This window comes from Streptomyces sp. NPDC056527 (genome assembly GCF_042794475.1).
Classification (GTDB): domain Bacteria; phylum Actinomycetota; class Actinomycetes; order Streptomycetales; family Streptomycetaceae; genus Streptomyces.
Genome location: NZ_JBHTTQ010000002.1, coordinates 157,243 through 176,989 on the forward strand (window position 1 = coordinate 157,243; position 19,747 = coordinate 176,989).

A 19,747-nucleotide genomic window follows, 5' to 3' on the forward strand; every position below is an offset into this window, starting at 1 on the left:
GACTCTATCTCCGTGCATCCAGGGCGAGTTGGCGCCTAGGCTGCCTCGGCCGGTGTCAACGACCAACGGGGGCCACTGACCCCGGCCCATCCATCCTGGGCCCCCCAGGAGAACTCGACGTGAACCATTTAATACATCGGTCGCGACGGCGGGCCTGGGCCCGCGGCGTCCTCGCCCTGGCCTGCGCGTCCGTCATGGCACTGGTCGGCCTTCCCTCGCTCGACAGCGCCGAGGCCGCGCCGCCGCCGCTGAAGCCGGGCAAGCGCTGCGACGAGCTGTTCGGCCTCAAGGGCACGCCCACGAAGGCCCTTCCGGGGGGTGACGCCTCTCGGGTGAAGGACCTCTGGGACCAGTACGAGTACGTGAACCCCGGTATGGAGTTCGACGGTCTCAACCCCACCCAGAAGCAGCTGGACGAGGCGGGGACGGACTACAAGAAGTACCCGCACAGCGACCCGAAGCGCATCTACGCCCGCTTCAACGCCCAGAAGCGCTGGAAGAACTTCGACGACTATCTGACCAAGCAGTACATCCCCAACCAGGGCAACGACCCGCGCGGGGAGGCGTTCGAGAAGAAGGTCGTCAAGGACATGGGCCTGACCGGCCCGGACTGGATCTGCCAGAAGGAGGTGTACTTCACCGATCCGGACACGGGAGAGCGTCACAAGCGGGTGCTCGACGCGTACAACAAGAAGACCCGCGAGATCGTGGAGATGAAGTCCAACGGCAAGCCGGACGGATCCCAGACGCGCGCCGACAAGGCATGGGCCCGCCACAAGGGCTGGAGTTCGTACAAGTACACCTTCGTCTTCGGCGAGAAGCAGCAGGGGGAAGCCCGTACCTTCATGAAGGAGATGAAGGAGGCCGCGGGCAAGGACGCGCTGGGCCGTGACCGGGTGCGGTCGTACAACTTCCACTCCGACCACAAGCCGCAGGCGCCCAAGGGCACGGAGAACGGTCAGTACCGGCGCAACGACCAGTTCATGTCCAACGGCGCGGGGAAGAACACCGGCTCCCGCGGTGGTGGCAACAACCTCATCAAGCAGTCGCCGCCCAACCCGCAGACCCTGAAGGAACAGCTCGACCGGATCAGGGCGAACGACCCGCAGGGCCGGATGCCCAAGGGCCCCGGCGGCATCGACTTCTCCACCCTGGACCTGCGCTTCATCGGCAAGCCCGTCAAGGGCGAGGGCCTGAACTACGCGTTCGCCGCGAAGCAGGTCGCCGACGAGTACGCGGCCGGGTGGGGCGGCCAGGAGAAGGCGCAGCTCATCTCGGACTCGTTCTTCACCTGGCTCGCCCTGACCCCGGAGAAGTTCTGGGTCAACCTCAACCCGGACCAGCCCGAGCTGATCATGGACTCCGCGTTCGGCAAGACCGACGCCGGCCGGGTGCTGCTCGACGCCGACCTGGAGATGAAGCGCGACTTCGCCGACGCGATGAACCCCAAGAAGCGCCCTGAGGCCGACCGGTACTGGAAGTCGATGCCGCGCAACTCCCAGGGCGTGCCGTGCTGGTTCCAGGTCCGCAACTGGATCGAGCCCAAGACCGCCGTGGTGCGCGAGGAGAACGGCGGGATCCACATCCTGGACACGCCGCTCGCGGTCAAGTCCCAGTATCTGAAGATCGACAACGTTCCGCCCGGCTCGTACCTCTGCGACTTCGACGAGGCCGAGAAGAAGTGGGCCGAGCGTCAGGTCAACACGCTGATCACGCCCGAGGTCGAGAAGCGGGTGAACGAGGACCCGCGCTACGCCGACCTGCGTCGCGTCTACACCGCCCGCGTCGCCGCCGAGTTCATCCGGCAGCAGGACGCGCAGGCTCCCACCGACTACCACAACGTCATCAACAGCAACGATGTGAAGCGGTGGCCGCTGCGGGGCGAGAACAAGGACTGGACGCGGGAGAAGACCTACCAGGCGTACCTGAAGTCGCTGCGCGACGGTGAGGCGAGCTGGGAGCACGACGCCGGTGGCGGTCCGTACACCTACAGCGTCGGCGGCGTGGACTTCTCCAAGCAGCCCAAGCGCAACATGAACCCGGTGAGCTTCCGTACCGAGCACCGCTACAAGCCGCGCACCACACAGTTCGCCGTCGGGCAGATGACCGATGACGCGGACAAGGACGGCTACGTGATGCTCGGCGGGAACACCGACGGCAAGTCCGGCGGTGGCGGCGATCCGACTCCGGACCCGACTCCGACGGACAGGCCGACGGACAAGCCGACCGACGCCCCGTCGACACCCGCGCCGTCGACTCCTCCGTCGGGTGGCGACGACGGCGGCACCACCCCGCCCGGCAGGGACCCCGAAGGCGATCTCGCCGACACCGGCTCCGACACGCCGATCGGTCTCATCGCCGGAGTCGCCGCGGCCCTCGCGGCAGCCGGCGCGGCGCTGATGTGGTTCAAGCGCCGACGCAGGACCACCGGAAGCTGACCGGTCGCCCCAGCGACAAGCGGTACGACAGCGGCCCCGCACCCACGCCATGGGTGCGGGGCCGCCCGCGTGCGGGGCGCCGCTCGGCGGGAGGGGCTTCACCCGCACCCCGAAGGGCTGCTAGGTTAGGCAAGCCTAACCTAAGGAGTTCAGATGGCCTTCGCCAAGGCGCGCCGCACCGGGCCGACCGACGCCGAGCGGATCCGCTCCGTCATCGCCGCCGCCGGCTCCCTGAGTCTGACGACGGACGGCAACAGCTACGACCTGGTGGCGATGCACGACGTGGACGATGCCGGCCGGCTCGCGCTGCACGCCCCTGCGGACAGCCCATTGGCCGCAGAGGTCGCGTGTGCTCCCCGTGGCATGCTCTCCGCGCTGCTGGAGTTCACGGACATCGCCCCGATCGCGGTCCGCCACCGCGTCAGGGCGCGCGTCACCCTCGCGGGACGGCTCACGCCCTCGCCGCTGCAGACCTCGCCCGGCGTGCTCGTGCTCCGGCTCGATGTGGCGAAGGCGAGCATCCAGCGGGGCGCGCTCGTCGAGCACGTCGGCCCGGACGACCTGGCCCGTGCCGCTCCGGACGTGCTGGCCGTGACCGAGGCCGCGATGCTGACGCACCTGGAGGAGGGCCATCGGGACGTCGTCGAGCGACTGGCCCGCCTGGCCGACCCGCATCTCCCGCACGCCGCGACCCGCGTCGCACCCCTCGCGCTGGACCGCCACGGGATCACCCTCCGGTGCGAGTACGCCCACGGCTACGCCGATCTGCGGATCCCGTTCAGGACTCCCGTACGGGACGTGGACGAGGTCGGCAGGCAGGTGGAGTTCCTCCTGCGCCGCGCCGTGGCCGCGCCCACCGGAGAGTGGGCGGGTCGCGAAGAGACGGGCTCCTAGTGCCGGTAGAAGATCCGGTCGCGGTACTCCGTCATCACCCGGCCGTTCCACTCGTGCCCGCCGTCGACGTTCCCCGAGCGCAGCAGCGGCGGCTCGATGCCCAGACGGACCATCTCCTCGGCCGCCGCGGCCATCGTGGCCTGCATCAGGGCGCTGGTGACGACCGTCGAGGCGGGCGCGAACGGGGCCTCGATGGCCTCGTGCGTGAGCTCGGCGTCGCCGACGGCGATGCGCGAGTCGAGGACGATGTCGCAGTGGTCCTTCAGATACGTCCCCGAGACATGCCGGGACTTCGTCTCCGTCGCGTACGCCACCGAGGTGACGCCGATGACGGTCAGGCCCAGGGCGCGCGCGTTCATCGCCATCTCGACCGGCAGGGCGTTGCGGCCCGACAGCGAGATGATGATCAGTACGTCACCGGCCTTGGCGGGGGAGGAGTCGAGCACCGCACCCGCGAGGCCGTCCACGCGCTCCAGGGCCGAGCCGAGCGTCGCCGGCATGACGTCGACGCCCACCACTCCGGGCACGGCGAGCAGGTTCATCAGCGCCAGTCCGCCCGCCCGGTAGACGACGTCCTGGGCGGCGAGCGAGGAGTGTCCCGCGCCGAACGCGAAGAGGCGGCCGCCGGCGGCGACGGCCTCTGCGATCGCGGTTCCGGCCGCGGCGATCTCCTCGGCGTCCTCGTCGCGGACCTGCTGCAGCAGGCCGATCGCGGCGTCGAAGAACCGTCCGGCCAGCTTGGACTCGCGCGCGCTGTCGCCCATTCCCGAAGCTCCTTGTCGTCGTGTCGCGGATCACGGTGCGGTCTGGACCATTGCTCTGTCAATACCGCCTTTCCCCGGCGCGGCACGGTTGTCTGTGGCATGCGTCAGAATTGGGGCAGGGCCAGCGCACGACTCATCGAGGGGCACGTATGTCCGGACTGATCGACACAACGGAGATGTATCTCCGCACCATCCTCGAGCTCGAAGAGGAAGGTGTGGTCCCCATGCGCGCCCGGATCGCGGAGCGGCTCGACCAGAGCGGCCCCACGGTGAGCCAGACGGTGGCCCGTATGGAGCGCGACGGTCTGGTGACCGTCGCCGGCGACCGGCACCTGGAGCTCACGGACGAGGGCCGTCGACTCGCCACGCGCGTGATGCGCAAGCACCGGCTCGCCGAATGCCTGCTCGTCGACGTGATCGGCCTGGAGTGGGAGCAGGTCCACGCCGAGGCGTGTCGCTGGGAGCACGTGATGAGCGAGGCCGTGGAGCGACGCGTTCTGGAGCTGCTCCGGCACCCGACGGAGTCGCCGTACGGCAACCCGATCCCGGGTCTGGAGGAGCTGGGCGAGAAGGCCGAGGCGGAGTCCTTCCTGGACGACTCCATGGTCTCGCTGGCCGACCTGGACGCGGGCCAGGAGGGCAAGACGGTGATCGTCCGCCGGATCGGCGAGCCGATCCAGACGGACGCCCAGCTGATGTACACACTGCGGCGCGCGGGCGTGCAGCCCGGTTCCGTGGTGAGCGTGACGGAGTCGGCGGGCGGTGTTCTCGTCGGCAGCAGCGGCGAGGCGGCCGAGCTGGACGCCGACGTGGCGGCGCACGTCTTCGTGGCGAAGCGCTAGCCGGGACCAGCCGCCGGCCGGGGTCGAAGCCTCGGCCGGGAGCAGGCGTCGGCCGAGGCCGAAGCGTCGGCCGAGGACCCTCCTCGGGGCCCCGGGAGTCCCCCTCCTGCTTCCTCGGGCCCGTTTTACGGCGGAATCACCACGCCCGCACCCTCGGCGTGCCACGCTGGGGGGAGCCGTACGGCCGGGGAGGGGTGTGGGATGACGAAGGCGTCCGGGGCGGTGCGTGAAAAGACAGAGGGCCCCGGCGCCCATGGGCGCCGGGGCCTGTCCTCCCCTGTGCTGACCCGGAGCCCCGAGCTCCCAGGGTCATTCCCCTCGGACCGTTTTCCCCGAGCGGTCCGCCTCCCGCTGAAGATCTCCCCTCGGCGGCGCGCGTCAATCCTTGAGCCCCGTCACTCGAACGAGGGGTGTTGCGTGGCAGATCCGCATTTTCGAATAAGGGTTCGATAGTCTGGCGGTGCTCGACACGCTCGATGGAAAGAGGGGGTGCCAGGAAACATGGTGCGACGTCTCGACGTCACCGGGGCCGACGGCGTACGCCTGGCTGCCTGGGAGTTCACGGAACCGCGGGCGGAGACGGCCGGGTCCGGCGTCTTACTCCTGCACGGTCTCATGGGGCGCGCCTCCCACTGGGCGCCCACCGCTCGCTGGCTCGCCGACCGCCACCGGGCCGTCGCGCTCGACCAGCGCGGACACGGCCGCAGCGACAAGCCGGCCACCGGCCCCTTCACCCGCGAGGCGTACGTCGCCGACGCGGCCGCGGCCGTCGAGCAGCTCGGCCTCGGGCCGGTCACCCTCATCGGCCACTCCATGGGCGCCCTCACCGCCTGGCAGCTCGCCGCCGAGCGACCCGACCTCGTCCGCGCCCTGGTCATCTGCGACATGAGGGCCTCGGCCCTCGGGGCCGCCTCGCAGCGGGAGTGGCAGGACTGGTTCCGCCGCTGGCCGGTCCCCTTCGCCTCGCTCGACGCCGTACGGAAGTGGTTCGGCGACGAAGACCCCTGGGTCGAGCGGCCGAACCCCGCTCGCGGCGAGTTCTTCACGGAGGTGATGACCGAGCGCCCCGACGGCTGGCACCCGGTCTTCGACCCCGCCCAGATGCTGACCTCCCGCGAGACCTGGGTCCACGACGCCCACTGGGACTCGCTCGCCCAGGTCCGCTGCCCGACCCTCGTCGTCCGCGGCCTGGACGGCGAGTTGGGGCGCGCGGAGGCCCAGGAAATGGTCCGCGTCCTGCCCCGAGGGGCGTACGCGGAGATCCCCGACGCCGGCCATCTCCTCCACTACGACCAGCCGGAAGCCTGGCGCACGGCGATCGAGCCGTTCCTCAACGGCGTCCTGACGTCCTGACACCCGGGCTCAGCGCGGCTGGACCGCCCCGTCGTACACATGGTCGGGCGTCACGATCGCGGTGATCGCCCGGGCGACCAGCGTGCTCGGTTCCTGGCCCTGGGAGGAGATGTCGGTGTTGAGCATGAGCACCAAGGTCGCCTTCTGCGAGGGTAGGTAGACGGTCACGGTCTCGTAGCCCGGGATGGAGCCGTTGTGCCCGAGCCAGCCACTGGCATCGAAGATGCCGAGGCCGTAGCTGGTGCCGGGGAAGCCCGTCGGCAGCGTCTTGAGCCGCTCGGCCTGGGTCTTCGGGCTGAGCAGCTCCCCGGTGGCGAGGATCTTCGCCCAGCGGCGCAGATCCTCCAGGTCCGAGATCATCCCCCCCGCCGCCCAGGCCCAACTGGGGTTCCAGTCGGTGGAGTCGGCGACCTCGCCGCTCAGCGTCTGGTTGGTGTACCCCCGCGGGTGCGGCTCGGGGAACTCCAAGCCCTCCGGGAACAGCGTGTTCCGCAGGTCGGCCGGGCGGAGCACCCGCTTGTCGATGAAGTCGGCGAGCCGGTGACCGCTGACCTTCTCGACCACCAGGCCGAGGAGGATGAGGTTGCTGTTGGAGTACTGGAACTGTGCCCCCGGCGCGAAGGTGTTCTTGTGCCGGTAGCCGTAGGCGAGCACCTCGTGCGGGGTGAACGAGCGCTGCGGCTCGCTCACCAGATCGTGGAGGAAGTCCGGGTCGGACGTGTACGGGAAGAGGCCGCTGCGCATCTCGGCGAGGTGGCGCAGGGTGATCTTGTGGCCGTTGGGCACACCGCGGATGTAGTCGGAGATCGGGTCGTCCAGCCGGACCTTGCGGTCGTCGACGAGCTTCAGGAGCGCGGTGACCGTGAAGGTCTTGGTCTCGCTGCCGATCCGCACATAGCCGTCCGTGGTCATCGGCTTGCCGGTCACCTTGTCGGCGACACCGAACGCGCGGACGTAGCTGCCCTTGCCCGGCATCCACAGCCCGGCGACGAGCCCGGGGATGCCGGCCTGCTTGCGGACGTCCTCGATGGTCTTGTCGAGACGAGCGGTCAACTCGGGACCGAGACCGCCGGGCGGGCAGTCCTCCCCGCCGTGGTGGGCGACGGTGGAAGGGACGGCTGTGGCGGGAGTGATGGCCACCGGGGCCAGCACGGACGCCACGAGCAGCGCGGCGGCGAACAATCGGCGGGCGGGGGTACGTCGCATGTCGGGGGCGCCTCTTCCGGTTCAGGATCGGGAACGCCAACGTGACCCCGCCGATGCCTTGGTACGCCTCTTCCCGGGCCCGGAGCCCCGGTGATTCCACTCGTTCGGACCCGGACGACGCGCCGGAGCGCGTCAGGCGTGCCGCGTCCGTGCCGAGAGCCCCCGCCGCAGGCACTCGGTCAGCCGCGCCGCGATCGTCCCGTCGATGTCGAGGCGCGGGTTGAAGATCGTGACGTCGAACCCGACGGCCCCCTCGTGGCCCAGCGCCGTCCGCAGTACGTCCTCCAGCTCCGCCCAGCTCAGCCCGCCGGGCTGGCGGTAGTCGACGGCGGGCATGACCGCGTCGTCCAGGACGTCGACGTCGAGATGGACCCAGAACCCCTCGCCCAAGGTCAGCCGGCCCATCACCTGACGGACCGCCTCGGCGGCGCCGACCGCGCGCACGTCGTCGAGGTCGAGGGCGCACAGCCGCAGCGGCAGCGGTTGCATACCCGCCGCGGCGGACTCGACGGTGTCCCGGAACCCGAACGCGACGACGTCCTCGTCCTGGACGAGCGGCCCCCGCCCTTCGAGATCGGCGAGCAGCCGGGGACCGCGGCCGGTGGCCAGGGCGAGCTCCATCGACGCGACCTCGCCCGTCGGCTCGGCGGACGGCTGGTAGAAGTCGGTGTGCCCGTCGAGGAACAGCAGTCCGTAGCGGCCACGGCGGCGCAGGGCGAGGAGGTTGCCGAGCAGGATGCTGCAATCCCCGCCGAGGACGACGGGGAACCGCCCGGAGTCGAGAACCTCGCCGACGGCATCCGCCAGCCGTACGGAGTACTCCGCGATGCCGCCCGGATTCAGTACACCGGTCTCGACGTCCCGCTTCGGGTCGTACACGGGCGCCTCGACGCGCCCGACCCGTGTCATTCCGTCGAGCAGGGCCGCCGGCAGGTCTTGGACGCCGGACGGCCGCAGCCCGAGCACGGACGGAGCTTCGATGATCGCCGGTTCACGCACGACCCGAGTGTGTCAGCGCTCCCCGAACTCCCGAAGGAAGCGGGACCAGGCGTCGGGGGTGACGCTGAGGGAGGGGAGGGAGGTGTCCTTGGAGTCCCGGACGTGGACGGAGTGGGGGCAGGCGGCGACCTCGACGCAGTCGCCGCCCTGGGGGCCGCTGTACGAGGACTTGGTCCAGGAGACGGCGACCTCGACGCAGTCGCCGCCCTGGCCGCCGCTGTAGCTGCTCTTGAACCAGTTGAGGTCGGTGCTCATAGGTCTCGTGCCACCCGTTCGATGAGGACTGCGGAGTCTTCCGGATTGAGGGCCTGGGCCCGCAGGGCGCCGTATCGTGCGAAGACATCTCCGACGTCGGGCTGTTCGCTGAGAAAGTACCTCCCGCCCTGCCCCTCGACATAGACGAGTTGACTGCGGCGCCCGGCGGTTTCCAACAGGGTGAAGGGCCCGTCGAGTCCGGCATGGGTCTCGCGGTCCTCCGGCATCACCTGGATGGTGACGTTCCTCAGATCGGCGATCTCGCGCAGGTGCAGCAGGTTCTTCCTGAGGACATCTTTGCCGCCTAGAGGCTTGGTCAGCGCGACCTTTTCCAGGACGAAGCTGACCAGCGGTGCGGGCTTGCGGAAGAGCACCTGTTGTCGCGCCAGCCGGGCGGCAACACCCGCCTCGACCTCCTCGTCCTCCAGGCTCGGGACTGCGCCATCGAAGACGCCATGTGCGTAGTCCTCAGTCTGGAGCAGCCCAGGGATCAGACGATTCTCGTACTTGTGGATGCCCACTGCCTGTAGTTCCTCCACCACGTAATCCTCGAACCAGGCTGCGATTCCACTCGCCGTCACCTCCTCCGCGACCTCCAGAAGTGCACCTTGTGCACCCAGCATCGGGTCCGCGATCGCGACGAAGTTCCCCCTCGGCCGACGCTCCCCGCGCTCGATCATCGCCACCTGGGACTTGGAGTATCCGGTCTCCTTCGCCAGCGCATCCTGCGATACCCGCGCCCGTTCCCGGTAGAAGCGCAGGAGTCTCCCGAAGGCCTTCGCGGCCCCCGGACCCCCGTTGTTCCCGATGTTCACAACCCACCTCCCCAAGTGCACAGTCGTGCACAAACAGCCTGTGGTGCTGGTCACAGTAGAGCCGCGCCGGAAAGCTTGCGGCATGAGTTCACGCAAGTCACTTGACAGGGTGCCTTCTTGGGTTCCCGCCACCGGTCATGCCCTCCGGCACGCGGGTGTTCACTTCGACGCCGTACGCATCGGGGGATTCCTGGGGGAGGACGTGGCGTACCGGCTCATGGAGTTCACGGACTTCCGCGCCGGGCCGATCGTCCGCGAGGCCACCGGTGAGAAGAACCTGTACTTCCTGTTGCCCCCGCAGACCGCCGTCGCCCACGTCTGGCCCGCCCCGGCGCGGGCGCTCAGCCGCAACGGTCGGAGCGAGGCGTTCGTCGGCGTTCCCGCGCTCGACGGCACGACCTGGCCGCTGGACTGGCGGTCCCTGCCCACGACCGAGGAGCCGTTCGTGGACCCGGACCTGCTGTACGAGATGGTCGTTCGGGCGGTGCGGTGATCGTGCCCGTCACCCTTGGCCTAGCGGACGAGCGCAAGGACGAGGGCGAGGGCGAGCAGGACCGCGCCGACGGCGGCCGAGCCGATCTTGAGGAAGTGCCTGATCCGCTGAGGCGAGAGATACGGGAAGACTTCGATTCCGGTCCGTCCGGGGAAGACGTAGAAGACCCGGTCCGGCTCGGTGGGGACCTCGACCCGGGCCAGGGGAAGGTGTCGTAGGACCACCCGCCTCGCGACCTCGCCGTGCCGTCTGCCGAGCCGGGGCGCGATGACCTTGACGTGCGTCGGGTCCAGATCGGCGGGCAGCTTCTCGCCCTCGTCGAGGACGGCTTCCGCCCACCGGCCGGCACCCTCCGTCCGTTGCCGTACGAGGATCGGAGGCCGCTGCTCGGGCAGTTTCACCCGGTCGGTGTCGCCGTGACGCTCGACGACCGCCCCCGTCCAGGTGCTGAGGCTGCCGGTGCCCGCGCACACCGTGTGCGGGACCGTCCCCTTCCCTCCGCAGTCCTCGCAGTCGACGGAGCCCTTCCCCCGGCAGTCGGGGCACTTCGTACTCCCGCGCCCGGAGCACTCGGGACATGCCGCCTTGGGCTTGCCGCACCGTACGCAGTCGACGCGCTCGTCGGCGCCGGGGGCGCTGCGGCCCGCACGGGGGTGGCCCTGTGGGCGTCCGGTGCCGTGGCACCGGACGCACGAGTCGGTGCCACGGCAGGCGGGGCACGGTCCGGTGGGCTCGCACGGGCGCCGCTTGCTTCCCTGGCACAGCTGGCAGCGCCATCTGCCGTTGCCGCAAGCGCAGGTCCGCTGCCGCACCGAGCCGCGCCGTACCAGCTCCAGCGTCTCCCGCTGGGCCGGGTCGGACGGCGGGGGGATGTGGTGCTCCGCCAGTTCGGTGTACTCCGGGAGGTCGGAGAGGTCGACCCGGCCTGGCTTCTCCCGGGGTGCCTCGGTGCGCGTCTCCAGGGAGCGGATGATCTCGCCGTCGAGGATCGAGTGCCAGGTGATCCGTGCGGCGCCGGGGGTGGTGAGGGAGGCCGGTGTGCCGCGGCCGGAGAGATGGCGTTCGACCGCGCGGAGTATGTCGTCGTCGGGGAGTCTTCCGGGCGTGGCCTCGGCCAAGGCGTTTCTCCCTGTCGATGGTTCGCGAGAGGCGACCTCCGCAGGATAGGAGGCCCCCCGCAGGCCATCAAGGGCCGTACGGGGGGCTCGCGTTGGTTGCTGGAGCGGTGGGCCGGTCAGGCGCGGCAGCGGAGCATTTCCAGCGGAGGGTGGGCGAGCAGGTCCGCCCAGAAGTCCTCGCCGTGCTCACGGATGCCGGCTTCGGACACCGTCAGCGGTACCCACTCCACCTCACTGAAGCCGGCCGCCGCCAGACAGTGCTCGTAGACCTCGCGGCGCGGGGCCGCGGCGACGATGCTGATCGGCTGCGGGTCGAGGAGAGCGGTGACCCGCACCCGCGGACCCGTCTCGATCTCCTCGCCGAGCGGCTCGCAGTGGAACCCGTACGTGCCCAGGGACGCGCAGTCGAAGGCGTAGTCGGGCTTCTGGGCGAACACGAAGAACTCTCCACCCGGCACCAGGCTCCGGTGGATGTTGCGACACATCCGCTCCATCGCCGCGATGTCCTCGGCGTAGTTGAGGCACTGCACCGCCAGCGCGATGTCGAAGCGCCGGTCGAGAGTCTCCAACTCCTCCACGGCACCGACCTCGTACCGCACACCCAGCGGGTCGCGCTCCTCGATCTGCCGCGCGGCGGCGATCATCTCGACGGAGATGTCGACGCCGAAGACGTCCGTGGCGCCGCGCCGCTTGAACTCCCTGCTGTAGAAACCGGTGCCGCACGCGAGGTCGAGGACCGACTTGCCGCTCACGTCCCCGACCATGCCCAGGAAGCTCGGCACCTCCCCGAATCGCGTCAACGGCAGGGCCTTGAACCCCTCGAACGCCTCACCGATCTCGTCGTACTGCTGCACGCTCACGTGCCGCCCCCTCGTCTGGCTTCGGTCGGTACGTGGCCACGCCGGACCTCCGGGTGGCCAGTGCAGCGAGTCTCCTCCGGCACCGCCGACGGCCCGTACTGGCAAATGCACCAAAGAAGTCGGCCGGTCGAGCCCCGGATCACCCAAGGTCCGCCGGGCCGCGGGCCGCGCGACGGCGTCCGGCCGGGCGCGCTCGGGTCATGCTCCGGACGACGCCGGCCGACGCCCGGACCCCGAGTCGAGCGGGATCCTGACGCCGGCGGCGGGCGGGCCGAGCCGTCAGAACGTGAAGACGGAGCTCCTGGTCATGCCGACGTTCATCTCGCACGCGTTGCCGTACGTCGCCGTCCAGCTGACCCGCTTGCCTTCCCACACTCCGTCGCCGGTGAGCGTGACCGGGTCCCAGATCTTCGTACAGGGGCTGTTGCTCCAGGCCACGGTCAGTGCGGCGAGGTCTCCGTCGACCGACGTCAGGTCGGCGCAGGCCAGTTCGGGCGCCGGGTGGGTGCCGCTGGGCGTGGGGGCGCAGTTGAGGGTGACCGCCCTGGCGACCGTCGCCGTCGCCGCGTCCTCGCCCCTGCCGATCGCGAGCACGAGCGCCGACGGCGGGTAGAGGCCGGTCGGCGTGGCGGTCGAGGGTGCGGGCTCGGCCTGGGCCGGCGTCGCCGCGACGCCGATGAGGGCGAGGCCGGTGGCGAGAGCGGTGGTGAGAGCGGTGTTGCGGAGGACGTAACGCACGGGGGTGTCCCTTCGAGGCGGGTGCTACTTGATTGCGCGCCGGAGTCTTGTCGATGCGGAGGGTGATCGCCAATCCCCCGCCGCTTTCCGGCCGCACCCCCGTTCGGGCGCCCGACCGACCGGTCGTTCAGGCAGCTGGGGAGGGGTGCGGTGAGTCGCCGCGAGCCGTCGTGGGCGGCTTTTCGTCTCAGTGGTACAAGCGCGAACAACCCCTTGACCTGCGACGATCTGAAATTGGTTCTCCATTGGAGTAAAAGCGAAGGGTCCTGTTCGACTGGAAGACCTCCAGTCGAACAGGACCCGCGTCCGCTCGTCCGCGCCCTCAGAGCGCCATGTGAGTCCGGACGTACTCCTCCTCGGCCTCGGGCGAGGAGGGCGTCGTCACTTGCTCACCGCCGCGAGGATCTCCGGCAGGCGCTGCGCCGTCCTGGGCGCCGCGATCTTCAGGCCGGCCCAGGCGAGCAGGGCGCCGTACAGCGCGCCACCCGGGAGCAGGATCCAGAGCAGGGACTCCTGCTCCGTCACGTTGAGGTAGATCGTCGCCCCGATCACCGGGCCGCACAGCAGTGCGCCCGCGATCATTCCGGCGAAGATCGACATCCAGGCCAGCCCGCCCTGCCCCGGAGCGACGTTCTTGTACGCGCTGTCCTGGGGGATCGAGTACGGGAAGACCGCCGAGGTCACGGCGCCTGTCGCCAGCATCGCGCCGAGCAGGGCGAGGGCCAGGCCCAGCGCGTCCGGGTACGAGGACCAGTCGCCGAGGACAGCGGCGGTCGCCGTCGTCACCAGGACCGTGAACGGCAGCGTGATCAGCAGCAGCGCCAGGGCGCGTGCCCGCAGCTCGGCGTACGCGTCCGCCGTCGTCGAGATCGTCTGCGCGACCATCCAGAACGCCGAGGTGTCCTGCCCGAACTGGTTGTACATCTGGATGCCGAGCATCCCCGAGGCGAAGCACGCGAAGTAGATCGAGCCCGTGCCCTGGAGGGCGTTGAACATCGGCACGATCGCCCCGACCGCGAGCGAGGAGATCCACGCTCCCTTCGTCTTCGGGTCGCGCCAGACGTAGCGCAGGCTGCGCTCCATCACCGTGCCCGTGCGCCCGCCCGGCAGCAGCCGTCCCAGCAGCCCCGTCCCGGCACGGTCGCGGCCCGTCTCGGACGCCGCGCCGATCGTCGAGCCGTCCGGGGTCGTCATCAGCTGCACCAGGCTCCGCTGCCACCAGTACAGCAGCGCCCCCAGCACCACCACGGTCAGCAGCAGTTGGGCCGCGGCCACCGCGTGGTCACCCCTGCTCGCCGAGTCCACCGCGGCGATCGCCGACGAGGGCGGCAGCCAGCTCGCGACCGCGGCCGCCGGTTCGAGCGAGGACAGGCCCCCGGCCTGACTCAGCCGCTGGGCACCGAAGTTCACCACCTGCATGCCGACCGCGATCATCAGACCGCTCAGGATCGCCAGATCACGGCCCTTGCGCGAGGTCAGCAGCCGTACGTTGGCCGCGGCGACCGCACGCGACAGCGCCACGCACACCACGACCACCAACGGCACCGCGAGCACCGAGGCCGCCACGCCCGCCGCGCCGTGTGCCAGCGCCAGACAGGCGCCCAGTGCTATGCAGAGCGTGAACATGGGCCCGACACCCACCAGCGAGGCCACGAGCAGCGCGCGCACCAGCGGGCGGGGCCGCAGCGGAAGCATCACGAGCCGGGACGGGTCGAGCGTCTCGTCCCCGCCGGGGACGAACAGCGGCATCACGGTCCACGACAGCGCGAGCACCGCGGTCAGCAGCACCACGATCGAGTCTGTGTCCGCGTTGCCCCGCATCAGCACGAACGAGAGCAGCATCGCCGCCGCGAAGACGGCCGTGATCACGATCGAGCTGATGTACGCGGCGGTACGGCCCGCCGACTGCCGCAGCCCGTTGCGTAGCAGCGACAGCTTGAGCCGTACGAAGACCGAGGTCAGGGAGGCGGGGGCCGGTGCGACCGCGGTCATCGGGCGGTACCGCCGCCCAGCCAGTCCAGGGAGTCGCCGGCGGCGTCGCGCCCGTTCGCGCCCACCAGCTCAAGGAACGCGGCTTGCAGGGAGGGCGCTTCGCCCCGCACCTGTGCCAGCGGGCCCTGGGCCCGGATCTGCCCGGCGGCCATCACCGCGACCCAGTCGCACAGCGACTCCACCAGCTCCATGACATGGCTGGAGAAGACGACGGTCGCGCCCGAGCCGGTGTACCGCTCCAGAACGCCCCGGATGGTCTGCGCGGACACCGGGTCGACGCCTTCGAACGGCTCGTCGAGGAAGAGCACCTCGGGATTGTGCAGCAGCGCCGCGGCGAGCCCGATCTTCTTGCGCATACCGGTCGAGTAGTCCACGACCAGCTTGTTCTGCGCCCCGGCGAGGTCCAGGACGTCGAGCAGCTGGGCGGCCCGCTTGTCGACCTCGGCGCCGGGCAGCCCCCGCAGCCGTCCGCTGTACGCGAGGAGTTCACGGCCCGACAGCCGCTCGAAGAGACGCAGCCCCTCCGGCAGGATGCCGATCCGGGCCTTGACCTCGGCCACCGACTCGGGGTCGCGCCACACGTCGTGACCGGCGACCAGGATGCGGCCGGCGTCGGGCCGCAGCAGACCGGTGATCATGGAGAGGGTGGTGGTCTTGCCGGCGCCGTTGGGCCCGACGAGACCGATGAACTTGCCCGCGGGCAGCACGAGATCGATGCCGTTCACCGCGATCTGCTGCCCGAAGCGCTTCCACAGCCCCTCGACACGAACGGCGGGCACCGCACCCGATTCCGGTGCGCTGCCCGCCTGTTCGAACACTCCGTCAAATGCCTGGTCAGGCATGTTGCGTCAACCCCTCGGTTGTCCCCGTACGTACGAGCACACCCTAAGGGCGACCTGCTACGGCCGACGCGCCCTCGCCGCCGCCGCTTCCCGGCCGCATGCGTAGGCGAGAGGACTGATCAACTCCTCGGCGTCCGGCAGCCAGCGGTTGGCCGCGGTGGGCCGCCGCGCCCACTGCACCGCCCCGGATCCGCCGACCCGGGTGGGCGGCGCCGCGACGTAGTGGCCCTCGCCCCGCGTGACCAGGTCGATCGAGGCGGGGGCCCAGCCCAGCTTGCGGACCAGGTCCGGGACCTTGGTGGCGGCGCCGGGCAGGACGAAGAAGAGCATCCGGCGGTCAGGGGTGCAGGTCACCGGGCCGAGCGTGAGCTCCATGCGCTCCATCCGGGCCAGCGCCAGGAAGCCGGCCGACTCGGGCACGTCGATCGCGTCGAAGGTACGGCCGGTCGGCAGCAGGATCGACGCCTTGGGCTGCTTCGACCACATGCGGCGTGCCCCGACGGCGCTGCCGGTCGCCTGCGTCGACCAGTCGGGCCTGGCCGGGTGGGCGCCGGGGGTGGCGCAGCTCTCGACGCCGCAGGAGCAGCGCTCCCTGCCCTCCACGGCTTCCAGCCAGGTCCCGGGGAACACGTCCCAGTGCCGCTCTTCCGCGTACCGCACGGCGCAGTCCAGCAGCAGCTCGCCTCGCTGCTTGGGGATGTGTGCGGCTTCCGTGACTCCGATGGTCTCTTCCACGGTGAGCACAACTCCCGCCGTCACCTGGGGTTACGGGCGGGGTGAAGAGCGGTGTGGAGCATCGATCCTGCATACGGGGCGCATGGGTGCACGGGTGGGGGCGCGCGTGGGCCCGCGAAGCGGTGGGTGGGTAGCCCCCATCGGGGGGTGTCGCCCGGGGTTCCGTACGGCTGGGCGATGCGTCCGGTTTCGCGTGTTCACATCGGCATTGACCGGATATCCGCCGGGCAGTGATCAGTTCTCGGATCGCTCTCCGGCCTCAGGGGGTACTCATGGCAGCCAGGCCACTCGTTGCCCGTCAGCCGAACGAACGGCTGCAGGCGCTGATTCAGGAGGCCGCGTGCTCCAACGCCGGCCTCGCCCGCAGGGTGAACATGGTCGGGGCCGAGCGCGGTCTCGATCTGCGCTACGACAAGACGTCGGTGGCGCGCTGGCTGCGCGGGCAGCAGCCGCGCGGCCGGGCGCCGGGGATCATCGCGGAGGCGCTGGGCCGCAAGCTGGGCCGCACGGTCACCATCGACGAGATCGGCATGGCGAACGGCAAGAACCTGGCCTCCGGCGTCGGGCTGCAGTTCGCGCCGACCGTGCTCGGCGCGATCGAGCAGGTCTGTGAGCTGTGGCGCAGCGACGTGGGGCGCCGGGACTTCCTGTCCGGTTCGACCGTGGCGGCCTCCGCGCTGGTGGAGCCCAGCCGGGACTGGCTGATCACGGGCGCGGACGCGCAGGTGGCCCGGTCGGCCGGGTCGCGGGTGGGGTTCTCGGACGTGGAGGCGGTCCGGGCGATGACGAGTGCGCTGGTCGACCTGGACCGGCGGTTCGGCAGCGGGCACGTCAGGCCGGTGGTGGTGCACTACCTGAACAGTGTGGTGGCGGGGATGCTGTCGGGCTCGTACCGGGAGGCGGTGGGCCGGCAGCTGTTCGCGGCGGTCGCCCGGCTCACGGAGCTGGCCGGGTACATGGCGGTGGACACCGGGCAGCCGGGGCTCGCCCAGCGGTACTACATCCAGGCGCTGCGGCTCGCGCAGGCGGCGGGCGACCGGGGCTACGGCGGGTACGTGCTGGCGGCCTCGATGAGTCATCTGGCCGCGCAGCTCGGGAACCCGCGGGAGATCGCCCAGCTGGCGCGGGCGGCGCAGGAGGGCGCGCGGGGGCGGGTGACGCCGAGGGCGGAGGCGATGTTCTACGCGGCGGAGGCCCGGGGGCATGCGCTGCTCGGGGACGCCCACTCCTTCGAGGCGGTCGCGGGGCGGGCCGTACGGGCGCTGGAGCAGGCCGATCCGGAGTCGGGGGACGACCCGGACTGGATCGCGCACTTCGACCACGCGTATCTCGCGGACGAACTGGCCCACTGCCACCGGGATCTGGGCCGTCCGGAGGCGTCGGCCCGGGCGGCGGAGGAGTCGCTGAGCGGCCATCCGCGGACGCGGGCCAGGCGCCGGGCGATCGGTCTGGTGCTGCTCGCCTCCGCGCAGGTGCAGAGGCGCGAGGTGGAGCAGGCCTGCCACACGGGGACGCAGGCGCTGGAGCTCCTGGCCACGCTGCGGTCCTCGCGCGGGGCGGAGTATCTGGACGATCTCAGGGAGCGACTGGAGCCGTACGCGGGGGAGCCGGCGGTGCGGGAGTTCGGGGCGCGGCTGGAGCTGTTCGCGGCCTGACTTCGTGTGACTGCGGTCACCGCCTCGCTCGCTCCGCGGCGCGGATCGGCAGCGGTGGTGCGGCAGTTGTGTGTGGGGTTGTTGTGGGTCTGTTACCGGACTCACACGTGTGTGCGCGGCCCTGGACGCACCCGGTAGCGTGAGCCGACGATTCCGTAGGTCCATCAGTAGGAGTCCCGGTGACGCAAAGCGGACAGGGTCCGGAGCCGCAGTATCCGGCGGTACGGCCCACGCACGAAGGTGTCGTGCTGCCCGCCGAGGGCGGCGTGGAGACCGGCCCGGCCGCAGGCCCGGCCGGCGGTCAGCCGTGGGGCGGCGCCTGGGGTCCCGGTGGGGCGCCGCAGGGGCAGCCCCTGCCGCCGGCCCAGCCGCTGCCGCCGGAGGCCGTGCCGGGTGGTGCCGCGGACATGCAGGCGACGCAGTACATCGCGCCGGTCCCGCCGCAGGGCGCCGGACCGGGGCCGATGCCCGGACCGATGCCGGGTGGCATGCCCGGGGCGAACGGGGACATACCGGGCGCGCACCCGCTCCCGTCCCACCTTCCGCCGGAGGGCGGCTACGGCTTCCCGCCGCCGGCCTCCTCGCAGAGTGGCTACGGATACCCTTCAGCGGCTCCCGCGCAGGGCGGCTACGGATACCCTCCGGCCGCGCCCGCGCAGGGCGCCGCTGACATGCAGGCGACCCAGCACATCCCGCCGGTCGGCGCGGCGCAGGGCGGGCCGGACACGCAGTTCCTCGGCACCGGGCCGCTGCAGCAGCAGCCGGGCGCTCCCGCCCAGCCGGCCGGCGCCTCCGACGCGACCCAGTACATCGCTCCCGTACCGTCGCAGATGCCCGGCGAGCGGCAGCCGCCCGCCGAGTTCGACAACCTCTTCCGCAGCGACGCGACGCAGCACCTCCCGCAGCCGCCGCAGCACACCCAGCCGCCGCGGGCGCAGCAGTACAGCCCCCAGCCGGCTTCGCAGCAGTTCCACCAGCCCGCCCAGCCGTCCCCCTTCCAGGGCGCCTACCAGCAGGACGCGTACCAGGACGCGTACGACGACGAGCCCGAGCCGCGCCGCAAGTCGCCCGTCGCCCTCATCGCCGCCGTCGTCATCGGCTGCGCGATCGTCGGCCTCGGCGCCGGCGCGCTGCTCAGCGGCGGCGACGACGACAAGAAGAAGAAGGACCCCGGCCAGAACGTGGCCGCCTCCTCCGGAGCCCCGTCCACGGGCACGACGGAGAAGGCCGCCGACCCCGCGGAGCCGCAGGCGAAGGCGCTCGACAAGCTGCTCGCGGACAGCAACAACAGCCGTGACGCGGTGATCCGTTCGGTCGAGGCCATCAAGCAGTGCAAGAACCTCGACCAGGCCGCCACCGACCTGCGCGGAGCCGCCCAGCAGCGCCGGGATCTGGTGACCCGGCTGCAGGCGCTGTCCGTCGACAAGCTGCCGGACAACGCCGCCCTGACCGCCGCGCTCACCAAGGCGTGGCAGGCGTCGGCCGCCGCCGACGACCACTACGCCGCCTGGGCGGACCAGATGAAGCCCAAGAAGGCCTGCAAGGGCGGCAAGGCCCGCGGCACCAGCCAGACGGTGGCGGCGACGAAGAAGAGCGGGGAGGCGACGACCTCCAAGCGCCAGGCGGCCTCGCTCTGGAACCCGACCGCCACGAAGTACGGGCTGCCGGAGCGGACGCCCACCCAGCTGTAGGGGAAGGGGAGTTGCTCTCCCTTTTCGTGAGCAGGGCACAGCCGGAACGGGGAGTGG

At 71.0% G+C, this 19,747-nt stretch carries 18 protein-coding genes; 7 read left to right on the forward strand and 11 right to left on the reverse strand.

Annotated features, from left to right (window positions below; all coding sequences use genetic code 11):
• Window positions 1–119: 119 nt before the first annotated feature.
• Both ACFQ7Q_RS02300 and ACFQ7Q_RS02305 read left to right on the forward strand, forming a co-directional pair.
• Window positions 120–2,438 (forward strand): LPXTG cell wall anchor domain-containing protein, encoded by a 2,319-nt coding sequence (locus tag ACFQ7Q_RS02300; protein ID WP_383548649.1) that lies wholly within the window; start codon window positions 120–122, stop codon window positions 2,436–2,438.
• Between the two features lie 153 nt (window positions 2,439–2,591).
• Complete coding sequence (locus ACFQ7Q_RS02305) at window positions 2,592–3,332, forward strand: DUF2470 domain-containing protein (RefSeq protein WP_383548652.1); 741 nt, start codon at window positions 2,592–2,594, stop codon at window positions 3,330–3,332.
• On the opposite strand, the gene ACFQ7Q_RS02310 is transcribed toward ACFQ7Q_RS02305, so the two are convergent.
• A complete protein-coding gene (locus ACFQ7Q_RS02310) occupies window positions 3,329–4,096 on the reverse strand; it encodes an SIS domain-containing protein (RefSeq protein ID WP_383548655.1) in 768 nt (255 codons plus the stop codon). The genes ACFQ7Q_RS02305 and ACFQ7Q_RS02310 overlap by 4 nt on opposite strands.
• Window positions 4,097–4,245: 149 nt before the next feature.
• On the opposite strand from ACFQ7Q_RS02310, the gene ACFQ7Q_RS02315 reads away from it, so the two are divergent.
• Together ACFQ7Q_RS02315 and ACFQ7Q_RS02320 are read left to right on the forward strand one after the other, a co-directional pair.
• On the forward strand, window positions 4,246–4,938 hold the full coding sequence (locus tag ACFQ7Q_RS02315) for a metal-dependent transcriptional regulator (RefSeq protein WP_362362954.1): 693 nt from the start codon (window positions 4,246–4,248) through the stop codon (window positions 4,936–4,938).
• Between the two features lie 501 nt (window positions 4,939–5,439).
• Window positions 5,440–6,291: an alpha/beta fold hydrolase gene (locus ACFQ7Q_RS02320; RefSeq protein WP_383548659.1), complete on the forward strand. Its 852-nt coding sequence runs from the start codon at window positions 5,440–5,442 to the stop codon at window positions 6,289–6,291.
• Between the two features lie 9 nt (window positions 6,292–6,300).
• Here the strand turns inward: ACFQ7Q_RS02320 and ACFQ7Q_RS02325 are convergent, their stop codons facing one another.
• From ACFQ7Q_RS02325 to ACFQ7Q_RS02340, 4 genes are all read right to left on the reverse strand, one after another.
• Window positions 6,301–7,497 (reverse strand): serine hydrolase domain-containing protein, encoded by a 1,197-nt coding sequence (locus ACFQ7Q_RS02325; protein WP_383548662.1) that lies wholly within the window; start codon window positions 7,495–7,497, stop codon window positions 6,301–6,303.
• A 132-nt stretch (window positions 7,498–7,629) separates the two neighbouring features.
• A complete protein-coding gene (locus ACFQ7Q_RS02330; RefSeq protein ID WP_383548665.1) occupies window positions 7,630–8,496 on the reverse strand; it encodes an arginase family protein in 867 nt (288 codons plus the stop codon).
• 12 nt (window positions 8,497–8,508) lie between these two features.
• The gene (locus tag ACFQ7Q_RS02335) at window positions 8,509–8,751 is read right to left on the reverse strand and encodes a DUF397 domain-containing protein (protein WP_383548668.1); all 243 of its coding nucleotides are present in this window, start codon (window positions 8,749–8,751) and stop codon (window positions 8,509–8,511) included.
• Window positions 8,748–9,566, reverse strand: a complete 819-nt coding sequence (locus tag ACFQ7Q_RS02340) for a helix-turn-helix domain-containing protein (RefSeq protein WP_383548671.1) — start codon at window positions 9,564–9,566, stop codon at window positions 8,748–8,750. Before ACFQ7Q_RS02340 ends, ACFQ7Q_RS02335 begins: the two co-directional genes overlap by 4 nt.
• Before the next feature lie 82 nt (window positions 9,567–9,648).
• Between ACFQ7Q_RS02340 and ACFQ7Q_RS02345 the strand changes: the two genes are divergently transcribed.
• The gene (locus ACFQ7Q_RS02345) at window positions 9,649–10,059 is read left to right on the forward strand and encodes a hypothetical protein (RefSeq protein WP_383548673.1); all 411 of its coding nucleotides are present in this window, start codon (window positions 9,649–9,651) and stop codon (window positions 10,057–10,059) included.
• A gap of 20 nt (window positions 10,060–10,079) precedes the next feature.
• Here ACFQ7Q_RS02345 and ACFQ7Q_RS02350 read toward each other — a convergent pair whose 3' ends face one another.
• The 6 genes from ACFQ7Q_RS02350 to ACFQ7Q_RS02375 form a co-directional block, all read right to left on the reverse strand.
• Window positions 10,080–11,177 (reverse strand): hypothetical protein, encoded by a 1,098-nt coding sequence (locus ACFQ7Q_RS02350; protein WP_383548676.1) that lies wholly within the window; start codon window positions 11,175–11,177, stop codon window positions 10,080–10,082.
• A 116-nt stretch (window positions 11,178–11,293) separates the two neighbouring features.
• Entirely contained in the window at window positions 11,294–12,037 is a 744-nt protein-coding gene (locus tag ACFQ7Q_RS02355; RefSeq protein ID WP_383548678.1) for a class I SAM-dependent methyltransferase, read from the reverse strand.
• 279 nt (window positions 12,038–12,316) lie between these two features.
• Entirely contained in the window at window positions 12,317–12,775 is a 459-nt protein-coding gene (locus tag ACFQ7Q_RS02360; RefSeq protein ID WP_383548681.1) for an SSI family serine proteinase inhibitor, read from the reverse strand.
• 381 nt (window positions 12,776–13,156) lie between these two features.
• Complete coding sequence (locus tag ACFQ7Q_RS02365) at window positions 13,157–14,767, reverse strand: transporter (protein WP_383548684.1); 1,611 nt, start codon at window positions 14,765–14,767, stop codon at window positions 13,157–13,159.
• Entirely contained in the window at window positions 14,764–15,609 is an 846-nt protein-coding gene (locus tag ACFQ7Q_RS02370; protein ID WP_383548687.1) for an ABC transporter ATP-binding protein, read from the reverse strand. Before ACFQ7Q_RS02370 ends, ACFQ7Q_RS02365 begins: the two co-directional genes overlap by 4 nt.
• A 57-nt stretch (window positions 15,610–15,666) precedes the next feature.
• The gene (locus ACFQ7Q_RS02375; RefSeq protein WP_383548690.1) at window positions 15,667–16,353 is read right to left on the reverse strand and encodes a bifunctional DNA primase/polymerase; all 687 of its coding nucleotides are present in this window, start codon (window positions 16,351–16,353) and stop codon (window positions 15,667–15,669) included.
• A gap of 263 nt (window positions 16,354–16,616) precedes the next feature.
• Here ACFQ7Q_RS02375 and ACFQ7Q_RS02380 point away from each other — a divergent pair, with 263 nt between their 5' ends.
• Complete coding sequence (locus ACFQ7Q_RS02380) at window positions 16,617–17,999, forward strand: transcriptional regulator (protein ID WP_383548692.1); 1,383 nt, start codon at window positions 16,617–16,619, stop codon at window positions 17,997–17,999.
• Between the two features lie 179 nt (window positions 18,000–18,178).
• Window positions 18,179–19,690 (forward strand): hypothetical protein, encoded by a 1,512-nt coding sequence (locus tag ACFQ7Q_RS02385; protein WP_383548695.1) that lies wholly within the window; start codon window positions 18,179–18,181, stop codon window positions 19,688–19,690.
• Window positions 19,691–19,747: the final 57 nt, after the last annotated feature.

Bases quoted from the DNA above. Each gene is read 5' to 3' on its own strand.
- ACFQ7Q_RS02345 (WP_383548673.1), top strand. From the start codon at position 9,649: ATGAGTTCACGCAAGTCACTTGACAGGGTGCCTTCTTGGGTTCCCGCC.
- ACFQ7Q_RS02335 (WP_383548668.1), bottom strand. From the start codon at position 8,751: ATGAGCACCGACCTCAACTGGTTCAAGAGCAGCTACAGCGGCGGCCAG.
- ACFQ7Q_RS02320 (WP_383548659.1), top strand. From the start codon at position 5,440: ATGGTGCGACGTCTCGACGTCACCGGGGCCGACGGCGTACGCCTGGCT.
- ACFQ7Q_RS02325 (WP_383548662.1), bottom strand. From the start codon at position 7,497: ATGCGACGTACCCCCGCCCGCCGATTGTTCGCCGCCGCGCTGCTCGTG.
- ACFQ7Q_RS02305 (WP_383548652.1), top strand. From the start codon at position 2,592: ATGGCCTTCGCCAAGGCGCGCCGCACCGGGCCGACCGACGCCGAGCGG.
- ACFQ7Q_RS02370 (WP_383548687.1), bottom strand. From the start codon at position 15,609: ATGCCTGACCAGGCATTTGACGGAGTGTTCGAACAGGCGGGCAGCGCA.
- ACFQ7Q_RS02365 (WP_383548684.1), bottom strand. From the start codon at position 14,767: ATGACCGCGGTCGCACCGGCCCCCGCCTCCCTGACCTCGGTCTTCGTA.
- ACFQ7Q_RS02315 (WP_362362954.1), top strand. From the start codon at position 4,246: ATGTCCGGACTGATCGACACAACGGAGATGTATCTCCGCACCATCCTC.
- ACFQ7Q_RS02380 (WP_383548692.1), top strand. From the start codon at position 16,617: ATGGCAGCCAGGCCACTCGTTGCCCGTCAGCCGAACGAACGGCTGCAG.
- ACFQ7Q_RS02310 (WP_383548655.1), bottom strand. From the start codon at position 4,096: ATGGGCGACAGCGCGCGCGAGTCCAAGCTGGCCGGACGGTTCTTCGAC.